This is a genomic window from Pseudolysinimonas sp. (assembly GCF_057350545.1).
In genome coordinates this window covers 1-18,620 of record NZ_JBMRCP010000051.1, presented here as the reverse complement: position 1 = coordinate 18,620, position 18,620 = coordinate 1, and the positions used below count along the sequence as shown (strand labels likewise).

The window sequence follows — 18,620 nt, the reverse complement described above, 5'->3', positions numbered from 1 at the left end:
GCGATAACGGCAGCGGCATGCACTGCCACCAGTCGTTGTGGAAAGACGGCAACACCTTGATGTTCGATGAAAACAGCTACGCCCAGCTTTCCGACATCGCCCGCTGGTACATCGGCGGCATCCTCAAGCACGCGGCGGCGATCGCGGCGTTCACCAACCCGACGGTGAACTCCTACCACCGCCTCATCCCCGGCTTCGAGGCTCCGGTCAACCTGGTCTACTCGGCGGGCAACCGCTCGGCGGCCATCCGCATCCCGATCACGGGCACCAACCCGAAGGCCAAGCGCATCGAGTACCGCGCGCCCGACGCCTCCGGCAACCCGTACCTCGCGTTCGCCGCGCAGCTCATGGCGGGCCTCGACGGGATCAAGAACAAGATCGAGCCGCACGAGCCCGTCGACAAGGACCTCTACGAGCTCCCGCCGGAGGAGGCCAAGAACATCCCGCAGCTCCCGGGCTCGCTGGGTGAGGCGCTGGTCGCCCTCGAGGCCGACCACGACTTCCTCCTCGAGGGTGGCGTGTTCACGCAGGACCTCATCGACACGTGGATCGACTACAAGCGCGAGAAGGAGCTCCTCCCGTTCGCGCAGCGTCCGCACCCGTTCGAGTACGAGCTCTACTACGGGGTGTAATCACCCGCACCGCAGCACGCGGGGGCCGCGTTCCTTCGGGGGCGCGGCCCTTCGCGTACAACAATCCGTGGAAAATCCATGGTCACGTCCGTGGCAATCCCTATGCTGGCGCAGACGGTTGAGGGGACATGAGTAGCCAGGAAGTACTAACCAGAGTGATCGACGATCTCGGCTATCGCGATGGCCGAGGCTACGTGGATGCCGACGCTGGTGAAGGCCCTCGCGACGTGGTCTGGCACGATCTACGCGACAAGTGCGGAATGACCTCGGCGTTCTTCAAGGGCGCCGTCCCCGTCGTGGCCTTTTTCGCTGCAGACACTCACGATGACGCCCTGCGCGCGCACCGCCGGCTCTGGAACTACGGTCGAGTCCCGCTCCTGATCGCGGCAACCGATACCGAAGTCCTGGTTCTTAGCTGCAATACAGCTCCGAGTGACTCGCAACCCAACGCCGCCCTACTCGAACGCGCGGCTCCAGGATTCGAGGCATCTCGCGTTCTTGCGGACTTCACACGGTTCGGCGTTGAATCAGGAAAACTGCATCGGAGCCGCGGACGGCAGCTGAGCAAGCAAGATCGTGTTGATCAATCACTGTTGCGCAACCTTCAAGTGCTCCGCGAGCGGCTGCTGGATGGCGGCGTGCTTGAAAGTGAAATTGAGCCACTCCTCGGTCGCACGATCTTTGTTCGCTACCTAGAAGATCGCGGGATTCTCGGACCGAATGAACTGCTTAGCCTCGGGCAGCCGCCATCTCTCGAGGACGCCCTCGCGATTGGTTGGGAAGGCTTTACCGCCTTCTTCGCTGCGATGTCAGAGCATTTCAGCGGCGACGTGTTCCGTCCCGACGCGCTCGAACGGCCCATCCCACGACAGGCTCTCATCGACCTGTCGCGCTTCTTCCACGGCGACAACCTCACGACCGGCCAAGCAGCGCTGTGGCCCTATGACTTCTCGATCATCCCGGCTGAGTTCATTAGCTCGATCTACGAGCAACTCCTCGCCGACCAACAAAAGGCCGATGCGGCGTTCTACACGCCCCGCCATGTGGTGGACCTCGTCTTGGATGAGTTGATCCCGCCCGGAGAGCACTCGGAAGAGGGCGTGACGGTACTCGACCCTGCATGCGGGTCGGGCATCTTCCTCACGGAAGCCTTCCGCCGACTCGTCGATCGAAAGACTCGGGCCCTTGGGGGGCCTCTCGGTTACGAACAATTGAAAGCCCTTCTTGTCAGTTCGGTCTTCGGAGTTGACAGGAATCGCGATGCCATCGGAGTCGCCGCGTTCGGTTTGTACCTTGCGCTGCTCGAACACGTGGACCCGCGGACTATCTGGCTGCAAGCTCGACTTCCGCGGCTTGTCGGCGAGAACCTCGTAGCTGCGGACTACTTCGACGACCACGCACTGAGCAACCACGAGTTCGACGTCATCGCCGGGAATCCGCCTTGGCAAAGCAAGTTGAGCGAGGCTGCCCTGCAATACGCTGCCCGCTCGGAGCATGCAGTACCAGACAGACAGATCGCGGCCGCTTTCGTGTGGAGGGTAGCCGAGATGCTTCGCCCAGGTGGCGTCGCGGGCCTCGTCTTGCCTGCGAAGACTATCCTTCACAATCAGAGCGCTTCCGCGGAGCGCTTCCGGGCGGAATTCTTCGCGCAGCTCGACGTACAGACGATCATCGATCTCTCGCCGCTACGTCATGGACTCTTCGGGGTGGCGATCAGTCCAGCCGCCATAACGATCTTCGGCCCGTCCCGTGTGGAGGCCGAAGGGGACGTACTACACGTCTCCCCGAGGCGCACGCCAATCTCCGAAATCGTGGATGGCATTGCGATTCCGCAGCAAAATATTCAGCGCGTCGCTTCCGCGACGATTCGCTCCAACCCACGCCTCTGGAAGACGCTTCTCTGGGGCGGAGCAGAAGACGTCGCCCTGGTATCCCTCCTTCGTGAAAGTTCTTACTCGCTGTTCTCCCACGCGAAAGAACGAGGTTGGGTCGTCGGGACGGGGTATCAGGAGAGCGGCGGAGATCAAAATGACGCATCCCACCTCCACGACATATCACGGATCCGAACTCGCGACATTCGAGCAATGGTCCCACCAACAGAGTTGTTGCCACCTTCCTCCGCCCAGACCATGCACAGACCGAGGGATCGTGCCATCTTCCTAGGGCCACACATCCTCCTCAGGAACGGCGTCACGAACTCGACTGTGGCCGCCTACGCGCCCTACGACGCCGCGTTCACGGACGGGGTCTTTGCGATCGCCGGCGACGCGAAGGATGAACAGCTTCTACAAGCCGTGGCAGCACTGCTGAACTCCTCAGTGGCGCAGTACTGGTACTTCATGACCGCGAGTTCTTGGGGGGTCGAACGAGACAAGGTCGAGTTGCAAGAGTGGTTGACCCTCCCTTTACCGAGACTTGAGCCCCGCGTATTGGCCGACCTGGCTTCGATCACTTCCGCTGCGGCAACCGCGAAGGCCGAACACGAGTGGCGGCCGGCGCTGGACCGGGTTGCTGCCAGGGCCTATGGCCTAACTACCGCCGAGCAGCAGGTCGTGGCCGATGCATTAGACGTGCGTTTCTCTGAGTACCAGCAGGGGTCGCTCTCGCACGCGTATCTGGCTCCCGACCAAGTGCAGTTTGAGTCCTACACCCGCGCGCTAAAGGCCAGAATGGACAAGCTTCAGCCACACAGCTGGACTGTAGAGGTGTCCGAGAGACGCGAAGATTTTGCGCGCGTAACCTGCGTGTACGACGACCTTGAAAAAGGGGCTCCTGCCGCGCTTATCGAGCCCTCGGACTTCACTGTCGCGAGCCTGCTCAAGACCGACAGTTCCATGCTTAACGACGCTCTCTCATCCGCAACCATGGTCGAGCCGCAAGCCATCGTTCTAGACGGCGTGCGTATTCACATAGTCAAACCCAACCGGCTCTCCTGCTGGATGGCCAGTAGCTCCGCGCGAGACGCAGCAGACGTTTTCGGGGCGTTAGTTGGTGCGCGTGCTTAGACAGGCAATGGGACGCATCAAGGGACGAATGCATGCGAGCATCCATGCGGACGCTCTGCGTCGACTCCCGGAGCTCGTGCACGACATCTTTGAAAGCGCAGCCGATCTATGGGAACAGAACCAGTGGCAGAGGTTCGACCACCGCGAGGTCAACTGCTCGATTCAGCTGTATCGCTGGCTTCGCGAAGCTCAGCGCGCGGACCTTCAGTTCGGCGTGCTCGAGATCGGGTTCGAAGCTGTCATGCCGACCCCCGGCATGATCAATGCGACCGAATCGGTGACGACGGCGGCTCGCGCCGATCTGCGCATCCAAGTTCGCGGCGGCGCGGTTGTGGTAGAGGCAAAACGCCTCGCGAGCAAGGGCAGGTGGTGCAAGGAGTATGTGGATGCCGGCATGGCACGGTTCGTCGACTCGACTTACGCGCCGAACGACACATTCGCCGTGATGGTCGGCTACGTACAGCAAGCTACAACCGCGGGTCTACGGCGACGAGTGAATCGGTACGTCCTGGCGCATGAACTCATGGGTCCGACGCACGAGATTGTGAGGCTGTCCTCGCAGCGGCAAACCGGCTGGCGTACTTCTGCCCACGCAAGGGCGATCAGCCCAAAGCTCAACCTCCAGCATCTTTGGCTCGTGTTGCCCGATCAGTAGAGCCCGCTGTGGTCTCTGCAGTGATGCGGGCTGGGCGTGATCAGAGCGCCGCAGCGACCTCGCGGGCGGCGGGTCTCACCCGCGCATGGGAGCACGCGGGAGCCGCGCTTCTTCGGGAGCGCGGTCCTCAAGTACTTTGAAGGCTGTGAAGAAGGGCTCAATCACGAAGATCGACGGAGTCACCTACACCGTGTTGAGTCAACTCGGTCAGGGCGGCACCGCCGAGGTCTTTCGCGTCCGGTCTTCGCACGACGGCCGCGAGTACGCGATGAAGCGAATCCCCAAGTCACCATCGAGCCAACGCAACGAGCGCTTCCGCAATGAGATCGAATTCGGACTGACCGCCAACCACGATCACGTGATCAAGATCCACGCCCACGCGGAAGATGACGAAGCGTTCGTCTACACGATGGATCTGTTTCCGGACAGTCTGCGAAAAGTCATTGAAACGGAACATGACTATCTCGTGCTGCTCGATTACATCGCGCAGTTGAGCGATGGACTCGCCTACGTTCACTCGAAAGGCATCGTCCACCGCGATCTCAAACCCGAGAACGTTCTCGTCGACCCACAGAGTCGGCTGCTGGTGTTGGCCGACTTCGGGATCGCGCACTTCAAAGATTCCACAATCACTCGCCAAGGCGATCTGCTGGCCAATCGCACATACTTAGCGCCTGAGCAAATGGGGAGACAGACCGTCGGCTCGGTCGAGGCGCCTGCCGACGTCTTCGCTCTCGGCCTGATCCTGATCGAGGCGTTCACCAAGCACAACTCGCGCGGGGTGGGGCACGAGCGCATCGGCGACATCCACCCGTTTCTCGCAGACCTCGATCGACTCGCTGATCGCATGATGTTTCAGGACGCGAGACAGCGGATCTCGATCGATGCCGTCTGCGACCTGTTGTCACTTGCCCGCAAGCAAGTCGAGTCGACTCTCGACGAGATTTCGGAGATGCTGGGCCGCGCGAGTGCGACGGTCGCACGTGCTGACGCGGACGCGGTCCTCGTGCGAGCCGCCAAGGATGTCCTGTCGTCGAAGTTCATCTTCGAGCGCGCGGACGCGGATGAGATTCTTCGCTACAACCACAACTATCACTGCGAGATCAACTATCGGGTGAGAACCTGGCTCTACAACGTGTGCGTCCAATCGGCTCTCTACAACGCGTGCAAATCAAAGTTCGAGTACGAGGGCACGGGCGAATGGCGTGACTCAGACATCGATGTCATCGTTTCGCCTCACAAGGCAGGCCTCCTCAGCGAGTTCGAAAGCATTCAAGAGAGGCATCCGGTACCACGCGGCTCCCTGTGGGACGGGCTGCCGCAACTTGCCGCTCACTACTTCCGGTTCTGTAAGGACTATCACTGCGAAGAAATCCTCGGTGTCGCGCGCAGGGTGATCGGTGACACAGGATTCGAATCTGTCCGTAAAGACCTCGTGGAAGTTCCGATCATCTGGCTGCTCACCCATCTGAGACGTCGTCTCCGAACTGATCGCTTCGAGCTGTCCCCGTCGAGTCTCGAGGAGGTCGGGTTGGAACGCAGTGTCGAAATCTGCTGGGAGACGACAGACCTCGAGGACAGCCGCCTCTCCGCGCTCGGGGCCGACCTCTTCGCGCCGCCTGACGATTCAGTCATCGACGTGCTGCGCCTACTCGAACGCGAGTGGCGTGTGACCTGGGCGGCGAGAGTCGACGGACAGTACTCGATTCACTTTCGAGGGCTCGACGAATACGTCCGGTTCGGTGAGCTGGCTCGGTCCTGCGCAGAGCAGCACTCAGTCTTTGAGGCAGATATCGACGACCTGCTGAGGCCCGCAGCTGAGTATGACGACTTAGTGGCGTTGGTATGGGACCCGATCTTCCAGATCCCTGTGACCTTGGCGAAGGTGCTCGGTGCGCTCAAGGCCACCTAGTGCCCAGCTAAGCGAAGACGGCGCTCCGGGTCTCGGCGGTGCTCGCCCGGCCAAGAGCGTGGAGCGTCCAGCCCGCAGCGCGCCAGGCGGAGGCATCGAGGCAGTTGCGCGCGTCGACGACCGTGCGACCCCTCGCGAGCCGCGCCAGCGTCGAAGGGTCGGCGGTCGTGAACTCCGGCCACTCGGTGAGCACGAGCACGACGTCGGCGTCGGCGACCGCGGCATCCATGTCGTCGGTGAACCGCAACGTCGGGAAGGTGCGGCGTCCGGTCTCCCCTGCTGCCGGGTCGTACACGGACACTTGAGCGCCCCGCAGGTGCAGAGCGGCGGCCACCGAGAGGGCGGGCGAGTCGCGCACATCGTCGGTGTCGGGCTTGAAGGCGGCGCCGAGCACGGCGATGCGGGCATCGAGCAGGGAGTCGCCACACGCTGCGAGGGCGAGCTCGACCACCCGCTCACGCTGCCGCATGTTGATCTCGTCGACGCGTCGCATGAGCGACGCGATACCCGGCGCCCCGAGCTCCCCGGCGCGGTGGGTGAGCGCCCGGATGTCCTTCGGCAGGCAGCCGCCGCCGAAGCCGAGGCCCGCGTTGAGGAAGCGACGCCCGATGCGAGCGTCGTGCCCGAGCGCGTCGGCGAGCACCGTCACGTCGGCTCCGGCGACCTCACACAGTTCGGCGATCGCGTTGATGAAGGAGATCTTCGTGGCGAGGAACGCGTTGGCGCTCACCTTCACGAGCTCCGCGGTGGGAAGGTCGCAGACGATGACCGGCACCCCATCGGCGATCGGTCGCCCGTAGAGCTCGCGCAGCATCCCCTCTGCCACGGCCGAGGCACCGCCGATCACGATGCGGTCGGGATGCAGCGTGTCCTCGACGGCGCGGCCTTCGCGCAGGAACTCGGGGTTCCACACGAGCTCGGCGGCGACCCCGTCCGGGACGAGCGCCGCGAGCAGCACACGAAGCCGCTCCCCCGTGCCGACCGGCACCGTCGACTTGCCCACCACGACGCCGTCGTGCGTCATCGCCCGGGCGACACCCGCGACCGCGGCTTCGACGTGATCGAGGTTCGCCGCCGACGACCCCGACTGCTGCGGTGTGCCGACGCAGACGAAGTGCACGTCGGATGCCGCCACGGCCTCCGCGAGATCGGTCGTGAAGCGCAGGCGGCCGGTCGCGAGGTGCTTCTGCAGCAGCTCGGGCAGCCCGGGTTCGAAGAACGGCACGTGTCCCGCGGCGAGCGAGGCGACCTTGGCGGGGTCGACATCCACCCCCACCACGTCGAATCCCAGCTCGGCCATGGCGGCCGCGTGGGTGGCTCCCAGGTATCCCGTTCCGATCACACTGACGCGCATGCCGCCAGTGCACGCCCGGGCCGTGAACCGGCGGGCGGGCGACACGCGAACGACCGGTGAACGCCGGGCGACAGGTCAGCCCGCGCCGTAGAACCGCTTCTCGAAAACCTGCCGGGCGAGGCGGGTCGTGCGCAGGTAGTCGCCCTCGAGGCGCGACGCGCTGCCGGGCGGGTACGCCATGAGCCGGGCGACTCCCTCGAGCTGCGCGCGATCCGTCGGCAGCACGTCGGCGGTCTTCGCGGTCCACAGCGTCATCGCCGACCGTGCACGTGACGCGATGAGCCACGCGGCGCGCAGCCGGGCCGCGTCGTCGGCGGGCACGAGCTCGGCCTCGACGGCAGCATCCAGCGCCCGGAGCGTCGACGTCGTGCGCAGCCCCGGCACCGCGGCGCCGTGCTGCAGCTGCAGCAGTTGCACGAACCACTCGACATCCGAGAGCGATCCCCGGCCGAGCTTGAGGTGACGCGCGGGATCGGCACCCTGCGGCAGACGCTCGGATTCGACGCGCGCCTTGATGCGCCGCACCTCGCGCACGTCGGCAGCTGCGATGGCTGCCGGGTAGCGCGTCTCGTCGGCGAGCGTCTCGAAGTCGTCGAGCAGCGCACGATCACCGACGGCGCCGCGGGCCCGGAGCAGCGCCTGCGCCTCCCAGGTGAGCGACCAGCGCTCGTAGTACGCGCGGTAGGAGTCGAGCGAGCGCACGATCGCGCCGTTCCGTCCCTCGGGGCGCAGGCCCGTGTCGAGGTCGAGCGGCAGGCGGAGGTCTTCGGTGAGCCGCTTCAGCTCGTGCACGATGTGCTCCGCGCGACGCTGCGCCTCCTCCCCGTCGACCCCCGAGGGACGGTAGACGTAGACGATGTCGGCGTCGCTGCCGAAGCCGAGCTCCTCGCCGCCGTAGCGGCCCATCGCGACGATCCCGAACTCGACGCCGTCGCCGTAGCGGTGCACGAGGGCGAGCACGCCCGTGAGGATCGCCGTCGTGATGTCGCTGAGGCCCTGCCCGAGCTCCTCGACGGAGACGACCCCGAGGATGGCGCCCAGCGCGAGCCTCAGCACCTCACGCCGTCGGGCGGTGCGCAGGGCGGCCGCGGCGGCATCCTGATCGTCCCAGTGCCGGGCGACGGTCGCGGCGGTCTCGTCGAGCAGCGACGCGAGCGGGCGCGGCACGAGCTCGCCGTCGTTCTCGAGCCACGCGACCGCCTCGGGGTAGCGCTCGAGCAGGATGCCGACGAACTTCGACCCGGCCAGCACCGCGGTGAGTCGGTGGGCCGCGCCGGACGAATCCCGCAGCATCCGCAGGAACCAGTACGCCTCGCCGAGGTCGTCGGAGAGGCGGCGGAAGGCGAGCAGGCCGCCATCCGGATCGGCGCCCTCCGCGAACCACTGCAGCATGACCGGCAGGAGGTTGCGCTGGATCTGCGCGCGCCGCGACATCCCGGAGGTGAGCGCCGCGATGTGATGCAGCACGCCGCGCGGGTCGCGGAAGCCGATCGCGGCGAGTCGCGCCTCGGCCTGCTCGCTCGTGAGCGCGTAGCCGTCTTCGGGGAGCGCTGCGACGGCGGACAGCAGCGGGCGGTAGAACAGCCGCTCGTGGAGAGTGCGAACCTCGTGCTTGACCTTCTGCCAGGCCTCGAGGAGGCCATCGGCGGTCGTCGCGAGACCGGACGCCCTCCCGAGCACGCGAAGGGCTTCCTCCTCACGCGGCATGAGATGCGTACGGCGTAAGCGGGAGAGTTGCAGCCGGTGCTCGAGCAGCCGCAGGAACCGGTAGTCGCGCCCGAACTCGGCGGCCTCGGCGCGTCCGATGTAGCCGCCCTCGGCCAGCGCGTCGAGCGCGTCGAGCGTCGAGCGGCGCCGCACAGCGGGGTCGGCGTGCCCGTGCACGAGCTGCAGCAGCTGGATCGTGAATTCGACGTCGCGCAGGCCACCGGGGCCGAGCTTGAGCTGGATGTCGACCTCGTCGGGCGGGATGTGCGCGGTGACCCGCTCGCGCATCCCCTGCACCGACTCGACGAATCCGTCGCGCGACGCCGACGACCACACCATCGGGGCGACGCCGTCGACGTAGCGCTCCCCCAGCTCGCGGTCGCCGGCGAGCGGACGCGCCTTCAGCAGCGCCTGGAACTCCCACGACTTCGCCCAGCGCTCGTAGTAGGCGAGATGGGAGTCGAGGGTGCGCACGAGCGCACCGTCTTTGCCTTCCGGCCGTAGGTTGGCATCCACCTCCCACAGCGGCGGCTCGACGGCGAGCTCGGCGATGCCGCGCATCGTCTCGCGGGCGAGCAGCGTCGCGATCTCGACGGCACGGTCGCCCCCGTCGGTCACGAAGATGACGTCGACGTCGCTCAGGTAGTTGAGCTCGCGGGCGCCCGACTTGCCCATGCCGATGATCGCGAGCGGTGTCGCCGCGACCTCGTCGGCCGGGAAGCGCGACACGCGTCGGGCGAGCTCGAGCGACGTGTCGAGCGCGGCACCGGCGAAGTCGGCGAGGGCTGCGGCGACGCGATCGACGACGAGCGTGCCGTCGGGCTGCTCGAGGTCCCATGCCGCGAGGCGCACGAGTTCGGTGCGGTACGCGGCGCGCAGGGCGTTCCACGCCGGCTCGCCCGAGAGTCCCTCGACGGCCTCGGCGAAGCGCGCGGCGACGTCCTCCGCGCCGGCCGGGGCGTCGAGCTGCGCCGACAAGACGTCGAGGCGTTCCGGATGCCGTTCGAGGAACGTCGCGAGCCCCGACGACGCGCCGAGCACGCGGATGAGGCGCTCGGTCGCGCCGACGTTGTTCAGGAGTGCGGCAGTGGGTTTCGCAGCAGACGCACGGAGCGACACGAGCAGCCGCAGCGCCTGGTCGGGGTCGGCCGCGAGGGCGAACACGGGAACGAGCTCGTCCGGCACCTCGGCGAGGGCCTCGCGGGCCGCGCTCAGGTCGGCGAACCCGAGCCGGGCCAGCTCGGTGAGCGTCGTCGTCGTCCGCGTCATGGTGGTGCTCAGCCTCGAGGGCTAGAGGATCTCGAGGTTGCTCTCCAACTCGAACGGGGTGACGCGCGACCGGTACGCCGACCACTCGCGCCGCTTGTTGAGCAGCACGTACTCGAATACCTGCTCGCCGAGGGTCTCGGCGACGAGCTCGCTGTCCTCCATGATCGACAGCGCGTGGTCGAGGGATGCCGGCAGGCTGCCGTAGCCGAGCGCGCGACGCTCCGCCTTCGTCATGCCCCACACGTCGCCCTCCGCCTCGGGCGGGAGCTCGTAGCCGTTTTCGATGCCCTTGAGCCCCGCCGCGAGCAGGAGCGCGTAGGCGAGGTACGGGTTCGCGGCGGAGTCGATCGCGCGGTACTCGATGCGCGCGCTCTGCCCCTTGCCGGGCTTGTAGAGCGGCACGCGCACGAGGGCGGAGCGGTTGTTGTGCCCCCACGTGACGTAGCTCGGCGCCTCGTCGCCGCCCCAGAGCCGCTTGTAGGAGTTGACGAACTGGTTCGTGACCGCGGTGATCTCGGGCGCGTGGGTGAGCAGGCCGGCGACGAACTGCTTGCCGATCGCCGAGAGCTGGTACTGCCCGCCGGCGTCGTAGAAGGCGTTGGTGTCGCCCTCGAAGAGCGACATGTGCGTGTGCATGCCCGATCCGGGGTGGTCGGAGAACGGCTTCGGCATGAACGTCGCGTAGACGCCCTGCTCGATCGCGACCTCCTTGACGACCGTGCGGAAGGTCATGATGTTGTCGGCCGTCGTGAGCGCGTCGGCGTAGCGCAGGTCGATCTCGTTCTGCCCCGGGCCCGCCTCGTGGTGGCTGAACTCGACCGAGATGCCGAGGTCTTCGAGCATGCGCACCGACCGACGGCGGAAGTCGTTCGCCGTGCCGCCGGGGACGTTGTCGAAGAACCCCGCGGAGTCGACCGGCACCGGCACCCCGTTCTCGGGCTTGCTCGACTTGAGCAGGTAGAACTCGATCTCGGGGTGCGTGTAGAACGTGAAGCCCCGGTCCGCCGCCGCCGCGAGGGCGCGCTTGAGCACGTTGCGCGGGTCGGACACCGCGGGCTCGCCGTCGGGCGTCGTGATGTCGCAGAACATGCGCGCAGTCGGGTCGACTTCTCCACGCCACGGCAGGATCTGGAAGGTCGACGGATCGGGCAGCGCGAGCATGTCGGCCTCGTAGGCGCGGCTCAGTCCCTCGATCGCGGAGCCGTCGAACCCGACGCCCTCGCTGAACGCGCCCTCGACCTCGGCCGGCGCGAGGGCGACCGACTTGAGCTGACCCACGACGTCCGTGAACCACAGGCGCACGAACTTGACACCGCGCTCCTCGATCGTGCGGAGAACGAAGTCGCGCTGCTTGTCCAATGGGGCCTCACTGGTCACGGGAGAATGCGCCGTCCCGGCGCCTCATTAGGCTAGCAACATGCCCCGTCTGCGATTGGCGCTCGCGCAGTCCAACCCGATCGTCGGGGACTTCTCCGGCAACACCGACAAGATCGTCGCGGCCGCCCGCGAGGCGTGGGAGCGCGGCGCCGACGTGCTGCTCACGGGCGAGATGGCGATCTCCGGGTATCCGATCGAGGATCTCGCCGCACAGCCGTCGTTCCTGCGCGCGGCGCGCGCCGCCGTCGACGCCCTCCCCGCGCGACTCGCCGACGAGGGCCTCGGCGACCTCGTCGTGGTCGTCGGGCACCCCGACGGTCCCTTCGAGCCGCGCGTGCTCGGCACGAGCAACGCCCCGACGGCGATCGCGCAGAACTGCGCCTCGGTGATCCAGGGCGGCGCGATCCGGGCGCGCTACGCGAAGCACCACCTGCCCAACTACTCGGTCTTCGACGAGTACCGCGTCTTCATCCCGGGCGACGAGCTGCTCGTCGTGCGCCTCCGGGGCGTGGATGTCGCGATCATCGTCTGCGAAGACCTCTGGCGCGACGGCGGCCCCGTCGGTCGTGTGCTCGACGCGGATGCCGGGCTGCTGCTCGTGCTCAACGCGAGCCCCTACGAGCGGGACAAGGACGAGGTGCGACTCCCCCTCGTCACCCGCCGCGCCGTCGAGACCGACACGATCGTCGCCTACGTCAACATCGTCGGCGGCCAAGATGATCTCGTGTTCGACGGCGACTCCGTCGTCGTCGACGGGTCGGGCACCATCCTGGCCCGCGCGCCGCAGTTCCGCGAGCACCTCCTCGTCGTCGATGTCGACCCCGCTCCCGCGGGCGACCAGAACGTGCCGGTCGACGTACTCCGGGTCGACGTCGAGGCGCGCACGCCCGTCGAGGTCCCCCTCGAGCCCGACATCGCCGTGCTGCCCGACGACCGCGAGCAGCTCTGGAACGCCCTCGTGCTGGGCTTGCGCGACTACGTCGAGAAGAACGGCTTCCCGTCGGTGGTGCTCGGGGTCTCGGGCGGCATCGACTCGAGCGTGTGCGCGGCGATCGCGGCCGACGCGATCGGCGCCGACCGCGTCTACGGCATCTCGATGCCCTCCCGGTACTCGTCCGAAGGGTCGGTCGACGACGCGCGCGATCTCGGCGAGCGGATCGGCTTCCACTACTCGGTCGAGCCGATCGGCGACATCGTCGCGGTGATCGAGAAGCAACTCGGGCTCGAGGGTGTTCCGGCCGAGAACGTGCAGGCACGCGTGCGCGGGATGCTGTGGATGGCCGAGTCGAACCGCGCCGGCCACCTCGCGCTCACCAACGGCAACAAGACCGAGGTGTCGGTCGGCTACTCGACGATCTACGGCGACACCGCGGGTGGCTTCGCGCCGATCAAGGATGTGCCCAAGACGCTCGTCTGGGAACTCGCCCGCTGGCGCAACGAGCACGCGCGGTCACTCGGGCAGGTCGAGCCGATCCCGGTCGCGTCGATCGAGAAGCCGCCGAGCGCCGAGCTGCGGCCCGACCAGACCGACCAGGACACCCTCCCGCCGTACGAGCTGCTCGACGAGATCCTCGAGCTCTACGTGACGCAGCGCTTCGGCCGTGAAGACATCGTCGCCGCGGGCTTCGACCGCGCCACCGTCGAATTCGTGGCGAAACTCGTCGACCGCGCCGAATGGAAGCGCCGCCAGGGAGCGATCGGCCCCAAGGTCTCCGGGATGGCGTTCGGTCGAGACCGCCGCCTGCCGATCACCTCACGACCTGCCGGCTGAAGCGCGCCGTGACCACTCTCGAGACGGCGCGACTCGTGCTCCGCCCCCTCACGGCGGCGCACACCGAGTCGCTGCTCGCCTACCGCGGCGACCCCGAGGTGTGCCGCTACCTGCCGTTCCCGCCGATGGACGCCGCCGAGATCGCCCGCCGCCTCGAGACGCAGTGGTTCCGCACCGAGCTCGTCGAGGACGGCGAGCACGTCACCCTGGGGGCCGAGCTCCGCGACACGGGACAGCTCGTCGGCGACGTCATCCTGTTCCTGAAGTCGCGCGAACACGGCAACGGCGAGATCGGGTGGGTGTTCCATCCCGCGGTCGCCGGGCAGGGCTACGCGACCGAGGCGGCGGCGGCGATGCTCGACTGGGCGTTCGGTGCGCTCGATGAAGGCGGTGTCGATCTCCGCCGCGTCGTGGCCCGCCTCGACGAGCGCAACACGGCATCCGCCCGGCTCTGCGAGCGGCTCGGAATGCGCCTCGAGGCGCGCCTCGTCGAGAACGAGGTGTTCAAGGGCGAGCTCACGACCGAACTGGACTACGCGATCCTGCGCCGCGAGTGGGAGGCCTGCGCCGGAGCCTGACGCGCATCGGGGCTAGCCTGGGCACATGGCAGACGACGTCGTGAAGCGCGTTCGCACCCGGCACTTCGCGAATGCGAAGCAGCAGGGCATCAAGATCACGGGGCTCACGTCGTACGACATGCTCACCGCGGCGATCTTCGACAAGGCGGGCATCGACTTCCTGCTCGTCGGCGACTCCGCGGGCAACAACGTCTTCGGCTACGACACGACGGTGCCGGTGACGGTGGATGACCTCATCCCGATCACCCGCGGCGTCGCAAGCGCCGTGAAGCGCGCGTTCGTCATCGCCGACATGCCGTTCGGGTCATACGAGACGAGCTCCGACGAGGCGCTGCACACGGCGTTCCGGTTCATGAAGGAGACCGGCGCCCACGCCGTGAAGCTCGAGGGCGGCGTCCGCAGCGCCGAGCAGATCCGTCGCATCGTCGCGGCCGGCATCCCGGTCATGGCGCACATCGGCTTCACCCCGCAGAGCGAGCACCAGCTCGGCGGACACGTCATCCAGGGGCGCGGCGACTCGGGCGTCGAGCAGCTGCTCACCGACGCGCGCGCGGTCGAGGATGCCGGAGCGTTCGCCGTCGTGCTCGAGATGGTGCCGAGCGAGGCCGCGCAACGGGTCACGCAGGAGCTCGGCATCCCGACCATCAGCGTCGGCGCCGGACCGCACTGCGACGGGCAGCTCAACGTGTGGACCGACTGGGCCGGGCTCACGACGGGGCGCATCCCGAAGTTCGTCAAGCAGTACGCGAACGTCGCCGCGGTCCTCACGGATGCCGCGCAGGCGTGGGCCGCCGACGTCGCGTCGGGCGCGTACCCGACCGCCGAGCACTCGTACGACGAGTAGGTCGACCGTGGCCCGCGCGCACGTGGGGATGGCCGGCTGGGTCTATCCCGACTGGCGCGGCACCTTCTACCCGCCCGGACTGCGGCAGGCCGACGAACTCGCCCACGCCGCGACGCGCGTCACGTCGATCGAGATCAACTCGTCGTTCTACGCGGCACCGAAGCCCGCCTCCTGGGTCGCATGGCGGGACGCGACCCCCGAGGGGTTCGTCTTCGCCGTCAAGGCCCATCGGTACACGGCGCTCGTCAAACGCCTGAAGGACCCCGCGCCCTCCGTCGCCCGGTTCCTCGACTCGGGCGTGCGAGAGCTGGGGCCGAAGCTCGGTCCGCTGCTCTGGCAGTTGCCGCCCGAGCTCGCCTACGACGAGGCGACGGTCGAAGGCTTTCTCGCGGCGCTCGACGGCACCGGCTTGCGGCACGCGATCGAGGCGCGCCATCCGTCGTTCGCCGACGACAGATTCCGCGCCCAGCTCGAACGGCACGGCGTCGCCGTCGTGCTCGGCGACACCGCGCACGGGTGGCCCGTGCTCGACTGGCCGACCGCCGACTTCGCCTACGCGCGGCTGCACGGCGATCTCGACCGGCATCCGCAGGGCTACGGCGCGGCCGGGGTCGCTCCGTGGGCGGACTGGACGCGCGCACAACTCGCCGCGGGGCGGGATGCGTACGTGTACTGCGTCACCGAGAACAAGCGGCACTCCCCGCACGACGCGGAGGCGCTGCTCTCGGCACTGGGTCTCGACACGCGGCCTGCGGCCGCTACTCGACCGCCGAGTTAGCGCTCTTCGGCTTCCTCGGCCGCCCAGGCGCGCGAACGCTCCTTCGCGATCTCCGGAGCCCGCGCGGCCTCCTCCCGACTCGCATACGGGCCGTCACGATCCGATCCGAGGGACTGCGCGCCCTCCTCGACCTCGCCGGTCACGTGGTTGTACCACCACTCGCTCATGCCCCGAGCCTACGCCCGCTCCGTAGACTCGGGGCATGCCTCGCAACGACGCCGGCCATCTGCTCCCGGGTCGGGTGGGGGCATCGCGCCGCGTGCCCGACCGGATTCCGCGACCCGAGTACGTGGGACGTCCCGGCCCGCGCCCCTACGACGGCGACGACCGGTACACCGACGAGGAGGTCGCACGTATCCGGGCGGCCGGCCGGATCGCCGCGCAGGCGGTCGAGGAGGTCGCGAAGGCGATCAGGCCCGGCGTGACGACCGACGACCTGGATGCGATCGGCCACGAGTTCCTCATGTCGCACGACGCCTACCCGTCGGCCCTCGGCTACCGCGGCTTCCCCAAGTCGATCTGCACCTCGCTCAACGAGGTCATCTGCCACGGCATCCCGGACGACACCGAACTCCGCGACGGCGACGTGCTCAAAGTCGACATCACGGCGTACAAGGACGGGATGCACGGCGACCTCTGTGCCGCGTTCCCCGTCGGCGACGTCGAGCCCGAAGTCGCCGACCTCATCGACCGCACGCGCGAGGCGCTCACCCGCGGCATCCGTTCGGTCGCTCCCGGTCGCGAGATCAATGTGATCGGTCGCACGATCGAGAGCTATGCGCGCCGGTTCGGCTACGGCGTCGTGCGCGACTACACCGGGCACGGGGTCGGCGCGACCTTCCACTCGGGGCTCGTCATCCCCCACTACGACGCGGCGCCCGACCATGCCGAGCTCATCCAGCCCGGCATGGTGTTCACGATCGAACCGATGCTCACCCTCGGCACGCCGGACGCGCCCGGCACGATCGCCTGGGACGAGTGGCCCGACGGCTGGACGATCGTCACGCGCGACCGCAGCCTCACCGCGCAATTCGAGCACACGATCGTCGTCACCGAGCGCGGCACCGAGATCCTCACGCTCCCGTAAGGAAGGATGTCGGCCATGGCGACGACGGCGGATTCAAGGGTGAACAACGTGGCGATCGGCATCGACATCGGCGGGACGGGCATCAAGGGCGCCCTCGTCGACGTCACGACCGGGGAGCTCGTCAGCGAACGCTTCAAGGAGGCGACCCCGAGGGGCGGCGAGCCCGCGGACATCCTCGCCGTCGTCGAGAGCATCGTGGAACGCTTCGGCGACAGCGCCCGCAAGCTCCCCGTCGGGGTGTGCTTCCCCGCCGTCGTGCTCAAGGGGCACACGATGTCGGCCGCGAACGTCTCGAAGCGGTGGATCGGGTTGCAAGCCGAGACGCTCTTCGAGAAGACCCTCGGGCGCGACATCGTCTTCGTCAACGACGCCGACGCCGCCGGCGTCGCCGAGTTGCACTTCGGCGCCGCCAAGGGCGTGAAGGGCCTCGTCATCCTGACGACCCTCGGCACCGGTATCGGTAGCGCCCTGCTCTACGACGGGGTCCTCGTACCCAACACCGAGCTCGGCCACCTCGAAGTCGACGGCCGGGATGCCGAGTCGCGCGCGTCGTTCGCCGCCAAGGAGCGGGCACGACTCAGCTGGAAGAACTGGGCCAAGCGCCTGCAGCGCTACTACGGCACGCTCGAGATGTTGTTCTCGCCCAACCTGTTCGTCGTGGGGGGCGGGGTGTCGAAGGAGTCGGCGGAGTTCCTTCCGCTCCTGAGCCTTCGCACGCCGATCGTGCCCGCGGCGCTGCGCAACAACGCGGGGATCCTCGGTTCCGCGTGGCTTGCCGCCCACCGAGGGCATCCGATCGCGGCCGCCTTCGACGCCGTCTGAACGCGAAAACGTCGATCCGCGACATATTTCGGTTGCGTGAAGTTACGCACGAGGGTGCTGACAGAGCGGTATCTCGTCCGCTACTGTCGGGCCAGTTGCTCCGAACGACGGAGTCGAGCGCCAAGAAAGCAGTTCGTAATGCCCACTGGAACCGTGAAGTGGTTCAACGCCGAAAAGGGTTTCGGCTTCATCGTCCCGGACGACGGATCTCAGGACCTGTTCGCCCACTACTCCGCGATCGAGGCGAGCGGCTACCGCTCACTCGAAGAGGGCCAGAAGGTCACGTTCGAGGTCACGGATGGGCCCAAGGGCCCCCAGGCCGCGAGCATCAAGATCGCCTGACCCCAAACCACCTCGCGAACGCGCCGTCCCCGTCGGGGGGCGGCGCGTTCGTCGTCCGGCGTCGCCGGGCGGGGCGGGTGCAAACGGGTCGGCCGATACGCCGGGTTCTGTCCCCTGCCGCTGTGTCGCCACAACCGGCAGGGTGACGGCCATCTCTCTCGGGACTACGTTGCCGCAGCCCTCTAGCGGTCTACCCGGGAACTCGGGGGGCCCCGTCGACGTTCCCTGTCTGACCTTGCACCGGGCGAGGTTTACCCAGCGAGCCCGATCACTCGGGCCCCTGGTGGTCTCTTACACCACCGTTTCACCCTTACCCGCATCCGAGGATGCGGTCGGTCTGCTCTCTGTTGCACTTTCTCGCGGATCGCTCCGGGTGGGCGTTACCCACCGTCCTGCCCTGCGGTGCCCGGACGTTCCTCGGTGCGGTTGCCCGCAACGCGACCGTCCAGCCGCCCCATTCGCCTCTCCAGTCTACTTCTCGCCGGTG

15 protein-coding genes and 1 other RNA gene are annotated in these 18,620 nt (G+C 67.5%); 11 read left to right on the top strand and 5 right to left on the bottom strand.

What is annotated here, in order from left to right:
• From ACO1X9_RS07425 to ACO1X9_RS07410, 4 genes are all read left to right on the top strand, one after another.
• On the top strand, positions 1-632 hold a 632-nt coding region (locus tag ACO1X9_RS07425), incomplete at its 5' end, for a glutamine synthetase family protein (RefSeq protein WP_486350184.1).
• A gap of 155 nt (positions 633-787) precedes the next feature.
• On the top strand, positions 788-3,637 hold the full coding sequence (locus ACO1X9_RS07420; protein WP_486350183.1) for an HsdM family class I SAM-dependent methyltransferase: 2,850 nt from the start codon (positions 788-790) through the stop codon (positions 3,635-3,637).
• A 7-nt stretch (positions 3,638-3,644) separates the two neighbouring features.
• Entirely contained in the window at positions 3,645-4,292 is a 648-nt protein-coding gene (locus ACO1X9_RS07415) for a hypothetical protein (RefSeq protein ID WP_486350182.1), read from the top strand.
• 145 nt (positions 4,293-4,437) lie between these two features.
• The gene (locus ACO1X9_RS07410) at positions 4,438-6,204 is read left to right on the top strand and encodes a serine/threonine-protein kinase (RefSeq protein WP_486350181.1); all 1,767 of its coding nucleotides are present in this window, start codon (positions 4,438-4,440) and stop codon (positions 6,202-6,204) included.
• A gap of 7 nt (positions 6,205-6,211) precedes the next feature.
• On the opposite strand, the gene ACO1X9_RS07405 is transcribed toward ACO1X9_RS07410, so the two are convergent.
• The 3 genes from ACO1X9_RS07405 to ACO1X9_RS07395 all read right to left on the bottom strand — a co-directional run bounded on the left by ACO1X9_RS07405 (position 6,212) and on the right by ACO1X9_RS07395 (position 11,893).
• Positions 6,212-7,558: a UDP-glucose dehydrogenase family protein gene (locus tag ACO1X9_RS07405; RefSeq protein WP_486350180.1), complete on the bottom strand. Its 1,347-nt coding sequence runs from the start codon at positions 7,556-7,558 to the stop codon at positions 6,212-6,214.
• A 75-nt stretch (positions 7,559-7,633) separates the two neighbouring features.
• Positions 7,634-10,534 carry a bifunctional [glutamine synthetase] adenylyltransferase/[glutamine synthetase]-adenylyl-L-tyrosine phosphorylase gene (locus ACO1X9_RS07400; RefSeq protein ID WP_486350179.1) on the bottom strand — a complete coding sequence of 967 codons (2,901 nt, stop codon included), beginning with the start codon at positions 10,532-10,534 and terminating at the stop codon, positions 7,634-7,636.
• Positions 10,535-10,555: 21 nt separating this feature from the next.
• Positions 10,556-11,893 carry a glutamine synthetase family protein gene (locus ACO1X9_RS07395; protein WP_486350185.1) on the bottom strand — a complete coding sequence of 446 codons (1,338 nt, stop codon included), beginning with the start codon at positions 11,891-11,893 and terminating at the stop codon, positions 10,556-10,558.
• 58 nt (positions 11,894-11,951) lie between these two features.
• Between ACO1X9_RS07395 and ACO1X9_RS07390 the strand changes: the two genes are divergently transcribed.
• The 4 genes from ACO1X9_RS07390 to ACO1X9_RS07375 are packed head-to-tail and all read left to right on the top strand — an operon-like array spanning position 11,952 to position 15,882.
• The gene (locus ACO1X9_RS07390) at positions 11,952-13,682 is read left to right on the top strand and encodes an NAD+ synthase (RefSeq protein WP_486350178.1); all 1,731 of its coding nucleotides are present in this window, start codon (positions 11,952-11,954) and stop codon (positions 13,680-13,682) included.
• 8 nt (positions 13,683-13,690) lie between these two features.
• Positions 13,691-14,260 carry a GNAT family N-acetyltransferase gene (locus ACO1X9_RS07385; protein WP_486350177.1) on the top strand — a complete coding sequence of 190 codons (570 nt, stop codon included), beginning with the start codon at positions 13,691-13,693 and terminating at the stop codon, positions 14,258-14,260.
• 25 nt (positions 14,261-14,285) lie between these two features.
• A complete protein-coding gene (gene panB / locus ACO1X9_RS07380) occupies positions 14,286-15,104 on the top strand; it encodes a 3-methyl-2-oxobutanoate hydroxymethyltransferase (protein ID WP_486350176.1) in 819 nt (272 codons plus the stop codon).
• A 7-nt stretch (positions 15,105-15,111) separates the two neighbouring features.
• Complete coding sequence (locus tag ACO1X9_RS07375) at positions 15,112-15,882, top strand: DUF72 domain-containing protein (protein ID WP_486350175.1); 771 nt, start codon at positions 15,112-15,114, stop codon at positions 15,880-15,882.
• Here ACO1X9_RS07375 and ACO1X9_RS07370 read toward each other — a convergent pair.
• Positions 15,879-16,049: a methionine aminopeptidase gene (locus tag ACO1X9_RS07370; protein ID WP_486350174.1), complete on the bottom strand. Its 171-nt coding sequence runs from the start codon at positions 16,047-16,049 to the stop codon at positions 15,879-15,881. The genes ACO1X9_RS07375 and ACO1X9_RS07370 overlap by 4 nt on opposite strands.
• Positions 16,050-16,084: 35 nt before the next feature.
• Between ACO1X9_RS07370 and map the strand changes: the two genes are divergently transcribed.
• The 3 genes from map to ACO1X9_RS07355 all read left to right on the top strand — a co-directional run bounded on the left by map (position 16,085) and on the right by ACO1X9_RS07355 (position 18,133).
• Complete coding sequence (gene map / locus ACO1X9_RS07365) at positions 16,085-16,969, top strand: type I methionyl aminopeptidase (RefSeq protein WP_486350173.1); 885 nt, start codon at positions 16,085-16,087, stop codon at positions 16,967-16,969.
• A 15-nt stretch (positions 16,970-16,984) separates the two neighbouring features.
• Entirely contained in the window at positions 16,985-17,791 is an 807-nt protein-coding gene (ppgK, locus tag ACO1X9_RS07360) for a polyphosphate--glucose phosphotransferase (protein ID WP_486350172.1), read from the top strand.
• Between the two features lie 138 nt (positions 17,792-17,929).
• On the top strand, positions 17,930-18,133 hold the full coding sequence (locus ACO1X9_RS07355) for a cold-shock protein (protein WP_486350171.1): 204 nt from the start codon (positions 17,930-17,932) through the stop codon (positions 18,131-18,133).
• Positions 18,134-18,213: 80 nt separating this feature from the next.
• Here ACO1X9_RS07355 and rnpB read toward each other — a convergent pair.
• An RNA gene (gene rnpB / locus ACO1X9_RS07350) (RNase P RNA component class A) lies at positions 18,214-18,590 on the bottom strand.
• Between the last annotated feature and the right edge of the window lie 30 nt (positions 18,591-18,620).